The sequence below is a fragment of the Burkholderia plantarii genome, from assembly GCF_001411805.1.
GTDB lineage: Bacteria > Pseudomonadota > Gammaproteobacteria > Burkholderiales > Burkholderiaceae > Burkholderia > Burkholderia plantarii.
Window position 1 is genome coordinate 3,140,089 of record NZ_CP007212.1, and the last position, 15,200, is coordinate 3,155,288.

Here is a 15,200-nt window from a genome sequence, read left to right on the forward strand (position 1 = left end):
TCTCGGCGCCGCAAAGGAAAAGGCCTTCATCGACAGATGAAGGCCTTTTTTATGCGCACGCGGGCGCCTTCGGGCGGCGGGCTCTTCGGCGGCGTCAGGCGCCTGGAGCAACGCAATGCGGCACGCCGTGGTCTGCACGGACTGGCGCGTTCTGCCCTATCTGGCTCGCAATATATGCGGCCACCGGATTCGCTAGGAACATCCCTTTGCGATTGGGATTCCAATATAGGCCGCGCCGCGCGGGCATTCAAGCGTGCCCCGATTGAATCTCGCGATGGCGCGCGGCACTTCGATGACAAAACGGCTTCATGCCGCCGCGACGCTCTGCTCGGCCGGCTTCTGCTCGCGCTCGGGACAGGAAGGCTCGCGGTAATCGTTGTCGAGCTTCTCGACGAGGAAATCGACGAACGAACGCACCGCGGGCGGCATGCCCTGGCGCGACACGAATACCGCATAGAGCTGCGGCACCGGCAGCGTCCAGCCCGGCATCACCGGAGACAGCTGCCCCGCGCGCAGCGCGTTGCCGTACATCATCTCCGGCAGCGCGGCGATTCCGACCCCGTCGAGCACCGCCTCACGGATCGTCATCAGATCAGCCGTCACGAGCCGCGGCTCGTGCTCGTGCTGATGGCGCGTACCGTTCGGCGCGATCAGCGTGAACACGTGGCGGCCGTCGCCGGACGGCGTGTCGAGCGTCTCGAAGCGTCCCAGGTCACCCGGCGCGAGCGGCGGCGCGTTCTGGCTCAGCAGACTCGGCGAGCCGACCAGCATCTGCTCGGTGCGCCACAGCGGACGCACCACGATATTGGCGTTCTCGGGCGGCTCGGAGCGCACGCGCAAGGCCACGTCGATCGAATCCTCGAACAGGTCGATCACCTGGTTCGTCACGCGCACCTGCACGCGCACCTCGGGGAAGCGATGCAGGAACTCGGGCAGCAGCCGCGACATCATCGTCTGCGACAGCGTGACCGGCACGCTGACGCGCACAGTCCCGCGCGGCGAGGCCCGCAACTGCTGGACCGCGTTCATCGCCGCTTGCGCCTCGGCCAGCATCGCCTGACAGTGCTGGTAGAACAGCTGCCCGGCCTCCGTCAGCGCGAGCTTGCGCGTCGAGCGCTGCAGCAGACGCACGCCGAGCGTCGCCTCGAGCTCCGTCAAGCGCCGCGACAGCCGCGACTTCGAGATGCCGAGGACGCGTTCCGCGGCCGAGAAGCCGCCATGTTCGACGACCTGCGAGAAGTACATCAGGTCGTTCAGGTTGTGTGCATCGATATTCATTTCATCGTTCCAATTCCAGAACGATCCATTGCGGATCGCGCCGATTTCAAGCGCTGGCTGGTCCATATAATAGCTTCGACCAGCCAGCCCGATCATTTCAGGACAATATCCGATGCCAGCACCGCGCTCGATCCAGCGCGTCTATCCGTCCCTCCGGGCCACGGAAGGCGCCGGTTTCCAGGTCCACCGCCCGTTCCCCACGCGCCTGCTCGCCGATTTCGATCCGTTCCTGCTGCTCGACGAGATGGGGCCGGTCGATTACGCGCCCGGCACGGCGAAGGGCGCGCCCGATCACCCGCATCGCGGCTTCGAAACCGTCACCTACCTGCTCGACGGCCATTTCCGCCATCGTGATTCGGCGGGACACACGGGCGAGCTACGCGCGGGCGGCGTGCAGTGGATGACGGCCGGGGCGGGGCTGATCCACAGCGAGATGCCCGACCCGGCGTTCGCGGCCGCGGGCGGACGTATCCACGGCTTCCAGCTTTGGGTGAACCTGCGCCGCGGCGACAAGCGGCTCGCGCCGCGCTATCAAGACCTCGCGTCGGCCGACATTCCATGCGCGACCTCGGCCGACGGCGGCACCAGCGTGAAGGTGATCGCCGGCGAGGCGCTGGGCGTGCGCGCGGCGATCGACACGCAAACGCCGCTGCTGGTCCTGCACCTGACGCTGCAGTCTCACGCGCGCATCAGCCTGCCCGTGCCGCGCGATCACCGCGTGTTCGCCTACCCGATCGCCGGCGCCGGCCATTACGGCGCGAGCCGGCAGGTCAGCGGGCCGCGGCAGATGATCGTGTTCGACGACGACGGCGACACCGTCGATCTCGAAGCCGGCGACGCGCCGCTCGACGTGCTGCTGCTCGGCGGCCGTCCGATCGCCGAGCCTATCGTCCGCTACGGGCCGTTCGTGATGAATACCGAACAGGAGATTCGCGACGCGGTGGCCGATTACCAGGCCGGCAGGATGGGCGCGATCGAGGCCTGATCCGGAGCCGGACGAGGTTAGCGAATTGCGTCACAATGGTTCCATATTGCGGCCCGCCGCCACATCGACAGAAGGAACCCGTACCCTTGAATTTTGAACACCTGATCCAGATCAATGCGCCGGACAACCCGACGTTGCCGACGCTCACCCGCGACCAACTCTGGGAAGGGCTCGTGCTGCGCGCCGAACAGCCGCAGCTGTTCGTGATCGGTCTTGATCACTGCGAGATCCGCGAGCGCACGGAGACCACGCTCGAACGCGAGTTGCATTTCGGTCAGGCGACGATCCGCGATCGCGTGACGTTCACGACGAACCATCAAGTCCGCTATGACGTTCACGCCGCCAATGGCGAGATCGGCGGCTCGCTGACGATGACGATCGAGGAGCGCGCCGACGCCGAGTTGTTCCTGCGCTTCGAATACCGCACCACGCTACCCGACACGGCCGACACCGAAGACGCGAGGCAGACGCAGGGCATCGTCAAGGAGGCCTACCGCACCTCCGACATCGACACGGTCCGCTTGATTCGCGAATACGCCCAGGGACGCCGGGATCCCGATCCGCTGCACTGAATGCGCCGCGCGCCGGCGCCCCTTCGGGAGCCGCCGGCGCGGACTTTACAAAAAACTATCGGCATCTGTGCTTCGATGAAAAAACATCGTTTGTAAATGGGAATAATTATCATTTAGAATTCATTCCATCGACTCGCAACTGATTAAACGTCCTGATGACCGAACTCATGCGCTCCTCCACGCTGACCCTGCGCCGCACCAGCGGTGTCGTACCCGGTGGCCGCACGAAAGTAGCGGCTGTCACGAAAACGGAATCCACGGCCAAGCCGGATTCGAATCAGCGTGTCGTCGCCAGCGATACGCTGCTGCAGGGTCGCACGCATGTTTCGATCATGCATAACGGCGAAACTTACCAGTTGCGCGCCACTCGCCTGGGCAAACTGATTTTGACGAAGTAAGTACCGAGTATTGTGGGGACCACCTCCTTGAGAGGTGTTGGGCACTAGCCAGCCGTAACGGCTTGCACGCGAGATCTAGACCCCTTCGTGCAACCACACTCAAGCAGTCGTTACAGCAAGCCAAGCCATTTTTTTGGTTCTCATGCAGACGGACAAAAGCGACGTGCCTGACGGGCACGTCGCTTTTTTTATGCCTTGAGCGGCACGCATGGGACGAAGCGCTTTCCGTTCAACACGCAGCAATGGCAACCGGGCGTCAGAAATGCCAGAACATCAACCACCAGGCGCTATCGACAATCGCGAGCGCCAGCACGAAGCCGGCTGTCGCGGCGAGACGACGCGGCAAGCCCGCATAGCGGCCGGTCACGCGCCAGGCCAGCCACGCGCTCCACATATTCGAGATAACGAGAATCGCGATTCGCACCGGCGATGCCCAATCGAGCGGCACATGCTCGGCGCGCAGCAGCGACAAGGTGGTCGCCGACAGGCCGAGGAACACGCCGGCCCCCGCGAGCGGAATCAGCGCCTGCGCCAGATGGTGCAGCCGCACGCGCTCGAAGCGGCCGAGCATCGCAGCCGAGGCTGTCAGCACGATCAGCAGCGCAGTGCCGTAGATCAGGCCGGTGCCGACGATATAGCCGACCACGAGGCCACCGTCGAGCCACGAGAACACGTCGTTCTGCTCGGGATAGTGCGTGAGCAGGAACCACGGCGCGTTCGTCTCGAGCGGCCAGGTGATGTCGTGATCGATCAGCCAGCCCGCGAGCCATTGCTTGATCGCCACGAACCACGGGCTCGCGGTCCAGTGGAACGCGCCGATCGCGATGCCGAGCAGGCCATACAGGATCAGCGCGGTGTCCCAGGCGCTCGCCTGTTTGTCGCCGAGCTCGACGACTTCCTCGGCCGGTGAACGCAGCGTCAGTGCAATCGCATCGCGGTGGCCGCTGCATCGGCCGCACATATGGCAGGCGGCCGCGCCCTTCATGTTGCGTAGCGGGACGAGCGGCGCGCAGTTGATCGGAATCACGCGATGGCCATGCTCGCCCTGCGTGTACGAGCGGCGCCAGGCGTCCTCGTCGACCTTGAAACGCAGCGGCGCGAGGCGCGCGAGCAGCGCGAACACGCCGTTGACGGGGCACAGGTATTTGCACCAGACGCGCTTCTCGCGGCCGTACAGCAGGCCGATCACCATCGCGGCGAAGGTCGAGCCGCCCAGCACCAGCAGCACCGCGCGCGGATACTGGTAGACGCTGACCATCTGCCCGTAGATCGTGGTGATGCCGAACGCGACGAACGGCCAGCCGCCCCAGCGCATCCAGCGCGGGATCGCGCGGCCGCGGCCGAACTTGCTGGCGAACTCGGCCAGCGCGCCTTCAGGGCACAGCACGCCGCACCAGACACGCCCGAGCATCACCATCGACAGCAGCACGAACGGCCACCAGATGCCCCAGAACACGAACTGCGCGGCCAGCGTCAGATTGCTCCACAGGTGCGCCGTATCGTCGGGCAGCGGCGTGAATGCCGGCACCAGGATCAGGAACGCGTAGACGGCGACCACGACCCACTGGATCCCGCGAATCAAGCCGCCATGGCGCTGCATCCATTGACCGGCCTCGGACAGCCGGCTCCAGTTCCAGCGCACGCCGCGCACGGCCGTGCTCATGCAGCCCGCCCCGTCGCGGCCACCGGGCGGCGCGCCGTGAACTTCAGCAGCGCGTAGACGACCACCCAATACGCCACGTAGGCAACCAGATTCATCAGCGCCGGATGCGCGCGATAGCCGGTCAGCGTCGCAACCAGCGAGCCGAACGTGCTCGAATCGTCGAGGATGGCCGAGGTGTCCCACAGCTGCGAGATGCCGAGCGGCAGGATTTCCTTGTCGATCAGTTTGTCGACGCCGGCTTCGAACAGGCCCGCGCCGAGGAACAGCAGCATGATTTCCGTGACGCGGAAGAACAGCCGCCACGAGAACACCTTGCCGCCCAACTGCAGCACGTAGAACGTCAACAGCGCAAGCGCGAAGCCGATCAGCACCGCGAACACCTGTGCGCCGCCAACGTGGCCCGTCTGCCCGAACCCGAGGCCGTAGAGGAAGATCACCGTCTCGCTGCCCTCACGCGCGATCGCGAGCGCGACCAGCACGGCCACGCCCCACCAGTTTGCGGTTTTTGTCGTTTCCTGCAGCGACTGCTCCATCTCGCGCTTGAGCGTGCGTCCGTGTCGCTTCATCCAGATCACCATCTGCACGATCAGCACGCAGGCAACCAGCACCATCGCGGTCTGGAAATAGTCCTGCGCATCGCCGGACAGCACTTCGGTGAACCCGACCAGCGCGGCGCCAAGACCGATCGCCAGCAGCAGGCCGGCCGCGACGCCGACCCACAGATACGGCAGCCCGCGACGCGCCTGGGCGTCGCCGTTCCTGAGCCACGCATAGAGAATGCCCACGACGAGCAGCGCCTCGACGCTCTCGCGCCAGACGATGAAGATGATTTGACCCATTGAAACCTCCGTGTACCCCGGCCGCGGCGGGGCCTCCGCGGCCGCACGATAAATCGGGACTACTTCGCGACGATGACGCCCTGCGCCTGCTGGTGGAAATCGTCGAAGAACTTGTACTCGCCCGGCGACTGCGGTGCGATCACGACGAAAGACTCGGCACCGGGCGCGAGCACCTTCTCCTTGCGCAACTGGACGCTCTCGAACTCAACCGCGCCCTTGCCGGTATTACGGACCTCGATCTTGAAGCGCTGGCCGGCCGGCACCTCGATGCGCGCCGGGCTGAGCTTGCCATCCGCCATCTCGAGCTTGAAGGTCGGCAGATCGGCCGCATGAGCAGCAATGGCGACCGTGGCGGTGACGAAGGCGAGGAGCGAGGCGGCGAAAATCCTGGGGAATCTCATTGTGTTTCTCGTTGAGGGCGGCACCGTGCGGCGCCGCCCGGCCGTACCGGACGGCGCGACGCGATACGCGACGCGATCAGTAACCACCCTTCTTGCCGATGCCCGCGAACGGGAAATCGTATTCGAGCGTGAACGGCTTGAACCACGGGCCCACGCCCGTTTCCTTGTCGACGTGGCGGCCGAACGCCATGTGGCCCATCTGCATCGGCGGCTTCACCGTCATCGACAGGTGATACTTGCCCGGGCCGTCGAGCTTGACGTTGTCGCCATAGTGCGGGCCGTCGTTCGCGACCATGCCCATCAGGTCACCCTCCGCCTTCCATTTCGCGTCACCCTGCTTGGTCAGTTTGTACTCGACCTGCAGATACGGCATCCAGTCGCCCTCGGCGAAGCCGGTCGGGTTGTTCTTCACCGCATGGATGTCCGTCTCGAGATGGATGTCGGAATCCGATGCCTTGCGCATCATGCCTTCCGGTTCCATCGTGATCGGCTGCAGATATACGACGCCGACTTCCATGCCACCCTGGATCTGCTGCTTGCCGATCGGATACTCGGCCGCCGATGCCGACATCGCGACCAGCGCCGCCGCGACTGCAATCCCGCTACGGGTGAGGGATGAAGCGAACATTGAAACTCCTAGTTGTTATCGTCGGATGAATTGAAACCGCCTCGCGAACGCCCACGAAAGCACCTGAGCCGATCGGCAATGCGGGTAACTACGAACGTTAATGCGAACCATTCTCAATAATTTGCGAGTTTAGCACCGAACCCCGTGGCGGACAACGCGGAAAGAAATTCAAGCCCTTGATGTAGAAAGGATTTCGGAAGTTTCACGAGGAGCGCCGCCGGCCGGCACGGCGGAATCGGAGCGCTCAGCGGGCCCCGCCGACATGGTCGCCGACGTTGGCGCCGAACACGCGCTCGCGCAGCAGCGCGAGCTGGTCTCGGGTCTGGGCCGCCTTCTCGAATTCGAGGTTCCTGGCGTAGTCGGCCATCTGTTTTTCGAGCCGTTTGATTTCCTTCGCCAGTTGCTTCTCCGACATGTCCTCGAATTTCGCGCGCTGTTGCGCTTCCTTCAGTTCGGCGCGCGCCTCGTCGACGTTGTAGACACCGTCGATGATGTCCTTGATCCGCTTCACCACGCCGCGCGGCGTGATACCGAGCTTCTCGTTGTGCGCGATCTGCTTGGCACGGCGTCGCTCGGTCTCGTCGATCGCGCGGCGCATCGAATCGGTCATGTTGTCGGCGTAGAGAATCGCCTTGCCGTTCACGTTGCGTGCCGCGCGGCCGATCGTCTGGATCAGCGAGCGCTCGGCGCGCAGGAAGCCTTCCTTGTCGGCGTCGAGGATTGCGACGAGCGACACCTCCGGGATGTCGAGCCCCTCGCGCAGCAGGTTGATCCCGACCAGCACGTCGAACGTGCCGAGCCGCAGGTCGCGGATGATTTCAACGCGCTCCACGGTGTCGATGTCGCTGTGCAGATAGCGAACCTTGACGCCGTGATCGGCCAGGAACTCGGTGAGCTGTTCGGCCATGCGCTTGGTCAGCACCGTGATCAGCACGCGTTCGCCGGCCTTCACGCGCTCGTTGATTTCGGCCAGCGCGTCGTCGACCTGCGAACTCGCGGGACGCACCTCGATCTCGGGATCGACGAGCCCCGTCGGCCGCACCACCTGTTCGGCCACCTGCCCTGACACGCGCTGCTCGTAGTCGGCCGGCGTCGCCGACACGAATACGACCTGCCGCATCTTGCGTTCGAACTCGGGAAACTTCAGCGGGCGGTTGTCGAGCGCGGACGGCAGGCGGAATCCGTAGTTGACGAGATTCTCCTTGCGCGCGCGATCGCCGTTGTACATGCCGTTCAGCTGGCCGATCAGCACATGCGATTCGTCGAGCAGCATCAGTGCATCGGACGGCAGGTAGTCGACCAGCGTCGGCGGCGGCTCGCCGGGCGCCGCGCCCGAGAAGTGCCGCGAATAGTTCTCGATGCCCTTGCAGAAGCCGAGTTCCTGCAGCATCTCGAGATCGAACCTCGTGCGCTGCTCGAGCCGCTGCGCCTCGACGAGACGGTTGTCGCCATAAAAAAACTCGAGCCGTTCGCGCAATTCATCCTTGATTGTCTCGACCGCGCGCATCACGGTGTCGCGCGGCGTCACGTAGTGCGACGACGGGTAGACGGTGAAGCGCGCAATCTTCTGGCGCACCCGGCCCGTCAGCGGATCGAACAGCTGCAGCGTCTCGACTTCGTCGTCGAACAGTTCGACGCGCACCGCCATCTCGGCATGCTCGGCCGGAAAGATGTCGATCGTGTCGCCGCGCACGCGAAACGTGCCGCGCTGGAAATCCTGCTCGTTGCGCGTGTACTGCATCGCGATCAGCCGCGCGATCACGTCGCGCTGGCCGATCCGGTCGCCGTTGCGCAGCGTCAGGATCATCTGGTGGTACTCGGACGGATTGCCGATACCGTAGATCGCCGACACGGTCGCGACGATCACGACGTCGCGCCGCTCCATCAAGCTCTTGGTCGCCGACAGCCGCATCTGCTCGATGTGCTCGTTGATCGACGAGTCCTTTTCGATGAACAGGTCGCGCTGCGGCACATAGGCTTCCGGCTGGTAATAGTCGTAGTACGAGACGAAGTACTCGACTGCGTTGCGCGGGAAGAACTCACGGAACTCCGAATAGAGCTGGGCGGCGAGCGTCTTGTTCGGCGCGAACACGATGGCCGGGCGGCCGAGCCGCGCGATCGTGTTCGCCATCGTGAAGGTCTTGCCGGAACCCGTCACGCCGAGCAGCGTCTGGAACGACAGGCCGTCCTCGACGCCCTCGACGAGCGTATCGATCGCGGTGGGCTGGTCGCCCGCCGGCGGATACGGCTGGTAGAGCTGGAACGGGGAGCCGTCGAACTCGACGAATTTCGATTCGTCGAGTTCGACGGCAACTTCGGGGGAATGTTCGGACATGGGTCGAGAGCCGGGCCGCGTGCAAACAAGCATTCTAGCGCTTCGGCGTCGGGCGGGCTGAGCGCCCGACGCCGCCCGGTTCGCGCCCCGATACCTGCGACGCCGCTCCCGGCTTTGGCCGAAATCGCGACGCAATTCGCTACAATAGAAAGATTCGCTCCGGCGACCGCGGCGGCGTCAGACTGCGCGGCCTCCCGTCTTCGCTCGCACGGGATCCGGACCCCGATTTCATTCCACTACTCACTGCTGCGAAATCACCATGTCGCTCTTCTCCGCTGTCGAACTCGCGCCCCGCGATCCGATCCTGGGCCTCAACGAAGCATTCAACGCCGATACGCGCCCGACCAAGGTGAATCTCGGGGTCGGCGTGTATACCAACGAGGAAGGCAAGATCCCGCTGCTGCGCGCGGTGCGCGACGCGGAAAAGGCGCGGGTCGAGGCCGGCCTGCCGCGCGGCTACCTGCCGATCGACGGTATCGCCGCCTATGACGCGGCCGTGCAGAAGCAGGTGCTCGGCAACGACTCCCCGCTGATCGCGGCGGGCCGCGTCGTGACCGCGCAGGCAATCGGCGGCACGGGCGCGCTGAAGATCGGCGCCGACTTCCTGCGCATGCTGAACCCGAACGCCCGCGTCGCGATCAGCAATCCGAGCTGGGAAAACCACCGCGCGCTGTTCGAGATGGCCGGCTTTCCGGTCGACGTCTATCCGTACTACGACGCGGCCACGAACGGCGTGAACTTCGACGCCATGCTCGACGCGCTGAACGGCTACGCGGCCGGCACGATCGTCGTGCTGCACGCCTGCTGCCACAACCCGACCGGCGTCGACCTGACGGACGCGCAATGGGGCCGGGTGGTCGAAGTGGTCAAGGCGCGCCAGCTCGTACCGTTCCTCGACATGGCCTACCAGGGCTTCGGCGAAAGCCTCGAAGCCGATTCGGCCGCCGTGCGCCTGTTCGCCGCTGCGGACCTGAACGTGTTCGTGTCGTCGTCGTTCTCGAAGTCGTTCTCGCTGTACGGCGAGCGCATCGGCGCGCTGTCGATCATCACCGAGAGCAAGGACGAAGCCACGCGCGTGCTGTCGCAGCTCAAGCGCGTGATCCGCACCAATTACTCGAACCCGCCGACGCATGGCGGTGCGCTCGTCTCGGCGGTGCTGGCCTCGCCGGAACTGTATGCCGCCTGGGTCGAGGAACTCGGCGAAATGCGCGACCGCATCCGCGCGATGCGCAACGGCCTCGTCGAGCGCCTGAAGGCAAGCGGCGTCGATCGCGACTTCAGCTTCATCAATGCGCAACGCGGCATGTTCTCGTACTCGGGCCTGACGGCCGCCCAGGTCGATCGCCTGCGCGAAGAGTTCGGCATCTACGCCGTCAGCACCGGCCGCATCTGCGTGGCCGCGCTGAACACGCGCAACCTCGACGCGGTCGCGAACGCGATCGCGGCAGTGCTGAAGTAAACGGCATCTCGGCGCGGACCTCGCGCTGCGGCCGACCGAAAACGCGCTCCCGAGAGCGCGTTTTTTTATTCCGGCGCTGATCGGTGCCAACCGGTATCAACCAGCCACGGACGCCGCGCGGCACGTCGTGCCTGGCTGCCGGCTAGCGTCAGATGGCCGCCTGCGCGGCACAACGCTGCCGTTGGCTGCGGCGCGCTCGCCGGTGTCACTGCATGAACCAGCCGTGGCTGACGACGAACGACTGGCCCGTGAGCGCCGCGCTCGGGAATGCCGACAGGAACAGCACCGTCTGCGCCACGTCCTCCACCGTCGTGAACACACCGTCCACCGTATTGCCAAGCATCACCTTCTTGATGACCTCCTCCTCGCTGATGCCAAGCTCCCTGGCCTGCTCGGGGATCTGCTTGTCGACCAGCGGCGTACGCACGAAGCCCGGGCAGACCACGTGCGAACGCACGTTGTGCTTCGCGCCTTCCTTGGCCAGCACGCGCGCGAGGCCGAGCAGGCCATGCTTGGCGGTCACGTAGGCCGACTTCAGCGGCGAGGCCTCGTGCGAATGCACCGAGCCCATGTAGATCACCACGCCGCCGCGGTCGTCCTTGTACATGTGCTTGAGCGCGGCCTTGGTGGTCAGGAACGCGCCGTCCACGTGGATCGCCTGCATCTTCTTCCAGTCGGCGAACGAGTAGTTCTCGATCGGATTGACGATCTGAATGCCGGCGTTCGACACCAGGATGTCGATCGAGCCGAACGCCTGCGCGACCTTGTCGATGCCCTCGTTCACCGCGTCTTCACTCGTGACGTCCATCGCCACGCCAAGTGCCTTGCCGCCCGCCTGCCTGATCTGCTCGGCCACCGCGTCCGCGCCTTCCTGATTCAGGTCGGCGATCGCCACGGCCGCGCCTGCTTTCGCGAGTTCCAAGGCGATTTCCTTGCCGATGCCGCTCGCGGCGCCCGTGACCACGGCGACTTTGCTGTTCAATTTCAAAACCATACCGACGTCTCCCCAAATCCAGTTCGATCCATGAAAACATTGCCGCACCCGCGCCGCAAGCCGGCCGTTCGGCCAATGCCGCCGCGCGCGCGGCGCTGCTATTGTGCATGAAGCGGACTGCATGCAGCCGTCAAACGGGCTAAGCTAGCCGCTGTCCCAATTCGAGGAGGTCACATGAATTACAGGCGTTTGGGTCGGTCGGGGCTGCAGGTCAGCGAATTGTCGATCGGCTCGTGGGTGACATACGGCAATCAGGTCGACCAGCACGCCGCGCGCGAATCGCTGGCGGCGGCACGCGATGCCGGCATCAATTTCTTCGACAACGCCGAGGTCTATGCGCACGGCCAATCCGAAGAAATCATGGGCGAAGCGCTGAAGGCGCTCGGCTGGTCGCGCGTCAGCTACGTCGTCTCGACAAAATTCTTCTGGGGCTTGAACGAGGCCCCGAACCAGTACCACACGCTGAACCGTAAATACCTGATGGATGCGATCGACGGATCGCTGCGGCGACTGAAGCTCGACTACGTCGATCTCGTGTTCTGCCATCGCCCCGATCCGAACACGCCGATCGAGGAAACGGTCTGGGCGATGAGCGACATGATTACGCGCGGCAAGGCGCAGTACTGGGGCACGTCGGAGTGGAGCGCCGACGAGATCCGGGCGGCCTACGGCATCGCCGAGCGGCATCACCTGCACAAGCCGGTCATGGAGCAGCCGCAATACAACCTGTTCCACCGACGCCGTGTCGAGCGCGAATACCGGCGTCTCTACGAGGACATCGGCCTCGGCCTGACGACCTGGAGCCCGCTCGCATCGGGCCTGCTGACCGGCAAGTATCGCAATGGCGTACCCGAAGGGAGCCGGGCCGCAGTGCAGGGTTACGACTGGCTACGCGACCAGCTCACGCATCCCGCGAAAAACGAAGCGGTCGCCAAGCTTGCCGGTATCGCTGACGAACTCGGCTGCACCGTCGCCCAGCTCGCGATCGCCTGGGTGCTGAAGAATCCGAACGTCAGCACCGTGATCACCGGCGCCTCGCGCGTGGAGCAGATTGGCGAGAACATGAAGGCGGTCGAGGTGGCGGCGCGGATTTCGCCCGAACTGAAGCAGCGTATCGAAGAGATCGTCGGCGATCAGGCGCAGTAAGCGCCGTCGCGTACAATAGTCGGCCGCGCGAGGATCAGGTGTCGCGCCGCCCCTGCGGCGCCGGCGTCGGGTCCGCGGCCGATTTCGATTTCATTCGTCTCATCCCCCGCCATGTTCAGTTATCGCCACGCGTTTCATGCCGGCAACCATGCGGATGTGCTCAAGCACGCCGTTGTCGTCCAGTTGCTCAGCTATTTCAACAAGAAAGACAAGTCGTACTGGTACGTCGACACGCATGCGGGCGCGGGGATCTACGCGCTGGACGAAGGGTTCGCCACCAAGACCGCCGAGTACGAAACCGGCATCGCGAAACTGTGGAGCGCGGACAAGCTGCCCGAAGCATTGGAAGCATATGTCGCCGAGATCCGCGCCTGCAACGACGCCGGTCAGCTGCGCTATTACCCGGGCTCGCCCTATCTGGCGTGGCGCCTGCTGCGCGAGCAGGACCGAATGCGCCTGTTCGAGATGCACAGCACCGAAATCGGCGTGCTGCGGCACAACTTCCGCGACGCCGGGCGCCGCGCCATGATCTATGCGGCCGACGGCTTCGAGGGGCTCAAGGCATTGCTGCCTCCGCCGCCACGCCGGGCCATGGTGCTGATCGATCCGTCATATGAGGACAAGCGCGATTACGCGCGAACGCTGACCTGTGTCGAGGAGGGGCTGAAGCGCTTCGCGACCGGCTGCTACGCGATCTGGTATCCACAGGTCAAGCGTCCGGAATCCGAACGCTTCCCCGACCATCTGAAACGCCTGCAGCCGGGCAACTGGCTGCATCTGACGTTGACCGTCAGCCACCCGCCGTCGGATGGCTTCGGGCTCTACGGCAGCGGGATGTTCATCCTGAACCCGCCGTATACGCTGGTGGAATCGATGCGCAGTGCCCTGCCGTATCTCGCCGACGCGCTTGGGCAGGACAGCGGTGCCAAGTTCGGGATCGAATCACGCAGCGCGTGACCTGTCTCGGTACGTCGGAACGACGCCCCGCGCGACACCTATTGCCGATAGGAAGGCGTCGGCACCTTGATATAGGGAGCTACCACCATCGGCACCTGGTTGTTTTGTTGCTGCCCCGCCGGCTGCCGAATCTCGGCAGGCGTGACTATCGGCGCCGGATTGAGCGGCGCCGTCTGCAGCACGACACCGGAACGTCCGTCATGAATACCGGTTTGCGTGTCGAGCACAACGGGCGGCCGGTCCTGCGCGGCAATCGCGCCGTGGCTCGCGGCCATGCAGATCAGTCCAGGCACGACAAGCTTGCGAATGCCGGAGCCACGCGTTCGAGAGTCGTCGAGGCACATACCATCCATCCTTGGTTGAGATCGTCAGCGACACGATAGCGCGGACAGTGCGGTATGTGATCGATCGCTCCGCAAAAAACAAAAGCCCCGACAATTTCGGGGCTTGTTCTACTTTGCATGCTCAACGCATGCCTGCATCCAGCCAAATCTTACAGCGAATAGCCGTTCGTTTCGAGGGCGCGAATACGCTGCTCAAGTTGAACGATGTCGCTCGATTCCGCCAGATAGGCTTCGCGACGCTCACGCTCCGCGGATTCGAACCAGTAGCTCAGTTTTTCGACGATGTACGCAACCATGATGCTCTCCAAGGAAGTTTGAGATCCCCCGTGAATCACTTCAGGGATATCCCGTATAGGGTTATCCCGAATTATAGCGAGAGCGCACCAAGAAGCTAATGAAATGCACGAATGAAATGCATTCCAATTCGGAATGAAATGTTATCGAGCCAATCAATGCCTTGATTTATATGAAATTAACAGGCAAAAGGTGATTTTGGAGTGATCGCGAATGCACCACGAAAGTGCAATCAAGCGTCAGCGAGACGCTCGAGAATCGGGCACTCCGGCCGATCGTCTCCATGGCAGTGGGCCGCGAGCCTGGCCAGCGTATTGCGCATGTCGGTCAATTCGGCAATGCGCCGGTCAAGTTCGGAGACGTGCTCGAGCGCGATCGATTTGACCTCTGCACTCGCGCGACCACGATCCTGCCAGAGTGCGAGAAGCTTGCGCACGTCGTCGACCAGGAAGCCGAGTCGGCGCGCCTGTCGAATGAACGTCAACAAATGGATTTCGTTGTTGCCATATGTGCGGTAGCCGGCATCGGTTCGCTGCGCCGGCTCGATCAGGCCTACGCTTTCGTAGTAGCGGATCATCTTCGCACTGACGCCCGAAGCGCGGGCGGCTTCACCGATATTCACACGATTCTCCCAAGGCAATATCAAATGATCTTAGCGCGATGTCGTCAGGTACGTGCGAGGCTATCCGCGCGATTTCCGAGCCTGGAAAAGACAAAACCCCCACTGCGCGGGCAGCGGGGGTTTCGAAGGAGGAAGCCTGACGATTACCTACTTTCACACGGGCAATCCGCACTATCATCGGCGTAGAGTCGTTTCACGGTCCTGTTCGGGATGGGAAGGGGTGGGACCGACTCGCTATGGTCATCAGGCTAAGAGGGTTGTCGCGTCGCGTGTGTCGCGCCACGA

16 protein-coding genes and 1 rRNA gene are annotated in these 15,200 nt (G+C 64.0%); 6 read left to right on the plus strand and 11 right to left on the minus strand.

The features are described 5' to 3' along the window. Positions 1-306: 306 nt before the first annotated feature. Positions 307-1,278, minus strand: a complete 972-nt coding sequence (locus bpln_RS13355; RefSeq protein ID WP_055139531.1) for a LysR family transcriptional regulator — start codon at positions 1,276-1,278, stop codon at positions 307-309. A gap of 112 nt (positions 1,279-1,390) precedes the next feature. Between bpln_RS13355 and bpln_RS13360 the strand changes: the two genes are divergently transcribed. The 3 genes from bpln_RS13360 to hemP all read left to right on the plus strand — a co-directional run bounded on the left by bpln_RS13360 (position 1,391) and on the right by hemP (position 3,233). Beyond that, entirely contained in the window at positions 1,391-2,263 is an 873-nt protein-coding gene (locus bpln_RS13360) for a pirin family protein (RefSeq protein ID WP_055139039.1), read from the plus strand. Positions 2,264-2,349: 86 nt separating this feature from the next. Next, positions 2,350-2,835 (plus strand): SRPBCC family protein, encoded by a 486-nt coding sequence (locus bpln_RS13365; RefSeq protein ID WP_042625562.1) that lies wholly within the window; start codon positions 2,350-2,352, stop codon positions 2,833-2,835. 155 nt (positions 2,836-2,990) lie between these two features. Continuing rightward, positions 2,991-3,233, plus strand: coding sequence for a hemin uptake protein HemP (hemP, locus tag bpln_RS13370; RefSeq protein WP_042625563.1), 243 nt, complete (start codon positions 2,991-2,993; stop codon positions 3,231-3,233). A 256-nt stretch (positions 3,234-3,489) separates the two neighbouring features. Here hemP and bpln_RS13375 read toward each other — a convergent pair whose 3' ends face one another. The 5 genes from bpln_RS13375 to uvrB form a co-directional block, all read right to left on the minus strand. Next, positions 3,490-4,896, minus strand: a complete 1,407-nt coding sequence (locus bpln_RS13375) for a 4Fe-4S binding protein (protein ID WP_055139040.1) — start codon at positions 4,894-4,896, stop codon at positions 3,490-3,492. Further along, positions 4,893-5,735: an FTR1 family iron permease gene (locus bpln_RS13380; protein ID WP_055139041.1), complete on the minus strand. Its 843-nt coding sequence runs from the start codon at positions 5,733-5,735 to the stop codon at positions 4,893-4,895. Before bpln_RS13380 ends, bpln_RS13375 begins: the two co-directional genes overlap by 4 nt. Before the next feature lie 59 nt (positions 5,736-5,794). Next, the gene (locus tag bpln_RS13385; protein WP_055139042.1) at positions 5,795-6,136 is read right to left on the minus strand and encodes a cupredoxin domain-containing protein; all 342 of its coding nucleotides are present in this window, start codon (positions 6,134-6,136) and stop codon (positions 5,795-5,797) included. Positions 6,137-6,212: 76 nt separating this feature from the next. Further along, entirely contained in the window at positions 6,213-6,764 is a 552-nt protein-coding gene (locus bpln_RS13390; protein ID WP_055139043.1) for an iron transporter, read from the minus strand. Between the two features lie 244 nt (positions 6,765-7,008). Next, positions 7,009-9,099, minus strand: a complete 2,091-nt coding sequence (uvrB, locus tag bpln_RS13395; protein WP_055139044.1) for an excinuclease ABC subunit UvrB — start codon at positions 9,097-9,099, stop codon at positions 7,009-7,011. Positions 9,100-9,358: 259 nt separating this feature from the next. On the opposite strand from uvrB, the gene bpln_RS13400 reads away from it, so the two are divergent. Further along, a complete protein-coding gene (locus bpln_RS13400; RefSeq protein WP_055139045.1) occupies positions 9,359-10,558 on the plus strand; it encodes an amino acid aminotransferase in 1,200 nt (399 codons plus the stop codon). 205 nt (positions 10,559-10,763) lie between these two features. On the opposite strand, the gene bpln_RS13405 is transcribed toward bpln_RS13400, so the two are convergent. Beyond that, complete coding sequence (locus tag bpln_RS13405) at positions 10,764-11,552, minus strand: 3-hydroxybutyrate dehydrogenase (RefSeq protein WP_055139046.1); 789 nt, start codon at positions 11,550-11,552, stop codon at positions 10,764-10,766. A gap of 174 nt (positions 11,553-11,726) precedes the next feature. Here bpln_RS13405 and bpln_RS13410 point away from each other — a divergent pair, with 174 nt between their 5' ends. Together bpln_RS13410 and bpln_RS13415 are read left to right on the plus strand one after the other, a co-directional pair. Beyond that, complete coding sequence (locus bpln_RS13410; RefSeq protein WP_042625571.1) at positions 11,727-12,698, plus strand: potassium channel beta subunit family protein; 972 nt, start codon at positions 11,727-11,729, stop codon at positions 12,696-12,698. 111 nt (positions 12,699-12,809) lie between these two features. Next, complete coding sequence (locus tag bpln_RS13415; RefSeq protein ID WP_042625572.1) at positions 12,810-13,655, plus strand: 23S rRNA (adenine(2030)-N(6))-methyltransferase RlmJ; 846 nt, start codon at positions 12,810-12,812, stop codon at positions 13,653-13,655. A 38-nt stretch (positions 13,656-13,693) separates the two neighbouring features. Here the strand turns inward: bpln_RS13415 and bpln_RS13420 are convergent, their stop codons facing one another. From bpln_RS13420 to rrf, 4 genes are all read right to left on the minus strand, one after another. Next, the gene (locus bpln_RS13420) at positions 13,694-13,999 is read right to left on the minus strand and encodes a hypothetical protein (RefSeq protein WP_042626702.1); all 306 of its coding nucleotides are present in this window, start codon (positions 13,997-13,999) and stop codon (positions 13,694-13,696) included. 149 nt (positions 14,000-14,148) lie between these two features. Continuing rightward, the gene (locus bpln_RS34025) at positions 14,149-14,295 is read right to left on the minus strand and encodes a DUF3563 family protein (RefSeq protein ID WP_080937219.1); all 147 of its coding nucleotides are present in this window, start codon (positions 14,293-14,295) and stop codon (positions 14,149-14,151) included. A 230-nt stretch (positions 14,296-14,525) separates the two neighbouring features. Then, positions 14,526-14,915 (minus strand): Cu(I)-responsive transcriptional regulator, encoded by a 390-nt coding sequence (cueR, locus tag bpln_RS13425; RefSeq protein WP_055139047.1) that lies wholly within the window; start codon positions 14,913-14,915, stop codon positions 14,526-14,528. A gap of 134 nt (positions 14,916-15,049) precedes the next feature. Then, positions 15,050-15,163, minus strand: a 5S ribosomal RNA gene (gene rrf, locus bpln_RS13430). Positions 15,164-15,200: the final 37 nt, after the last annotated feature.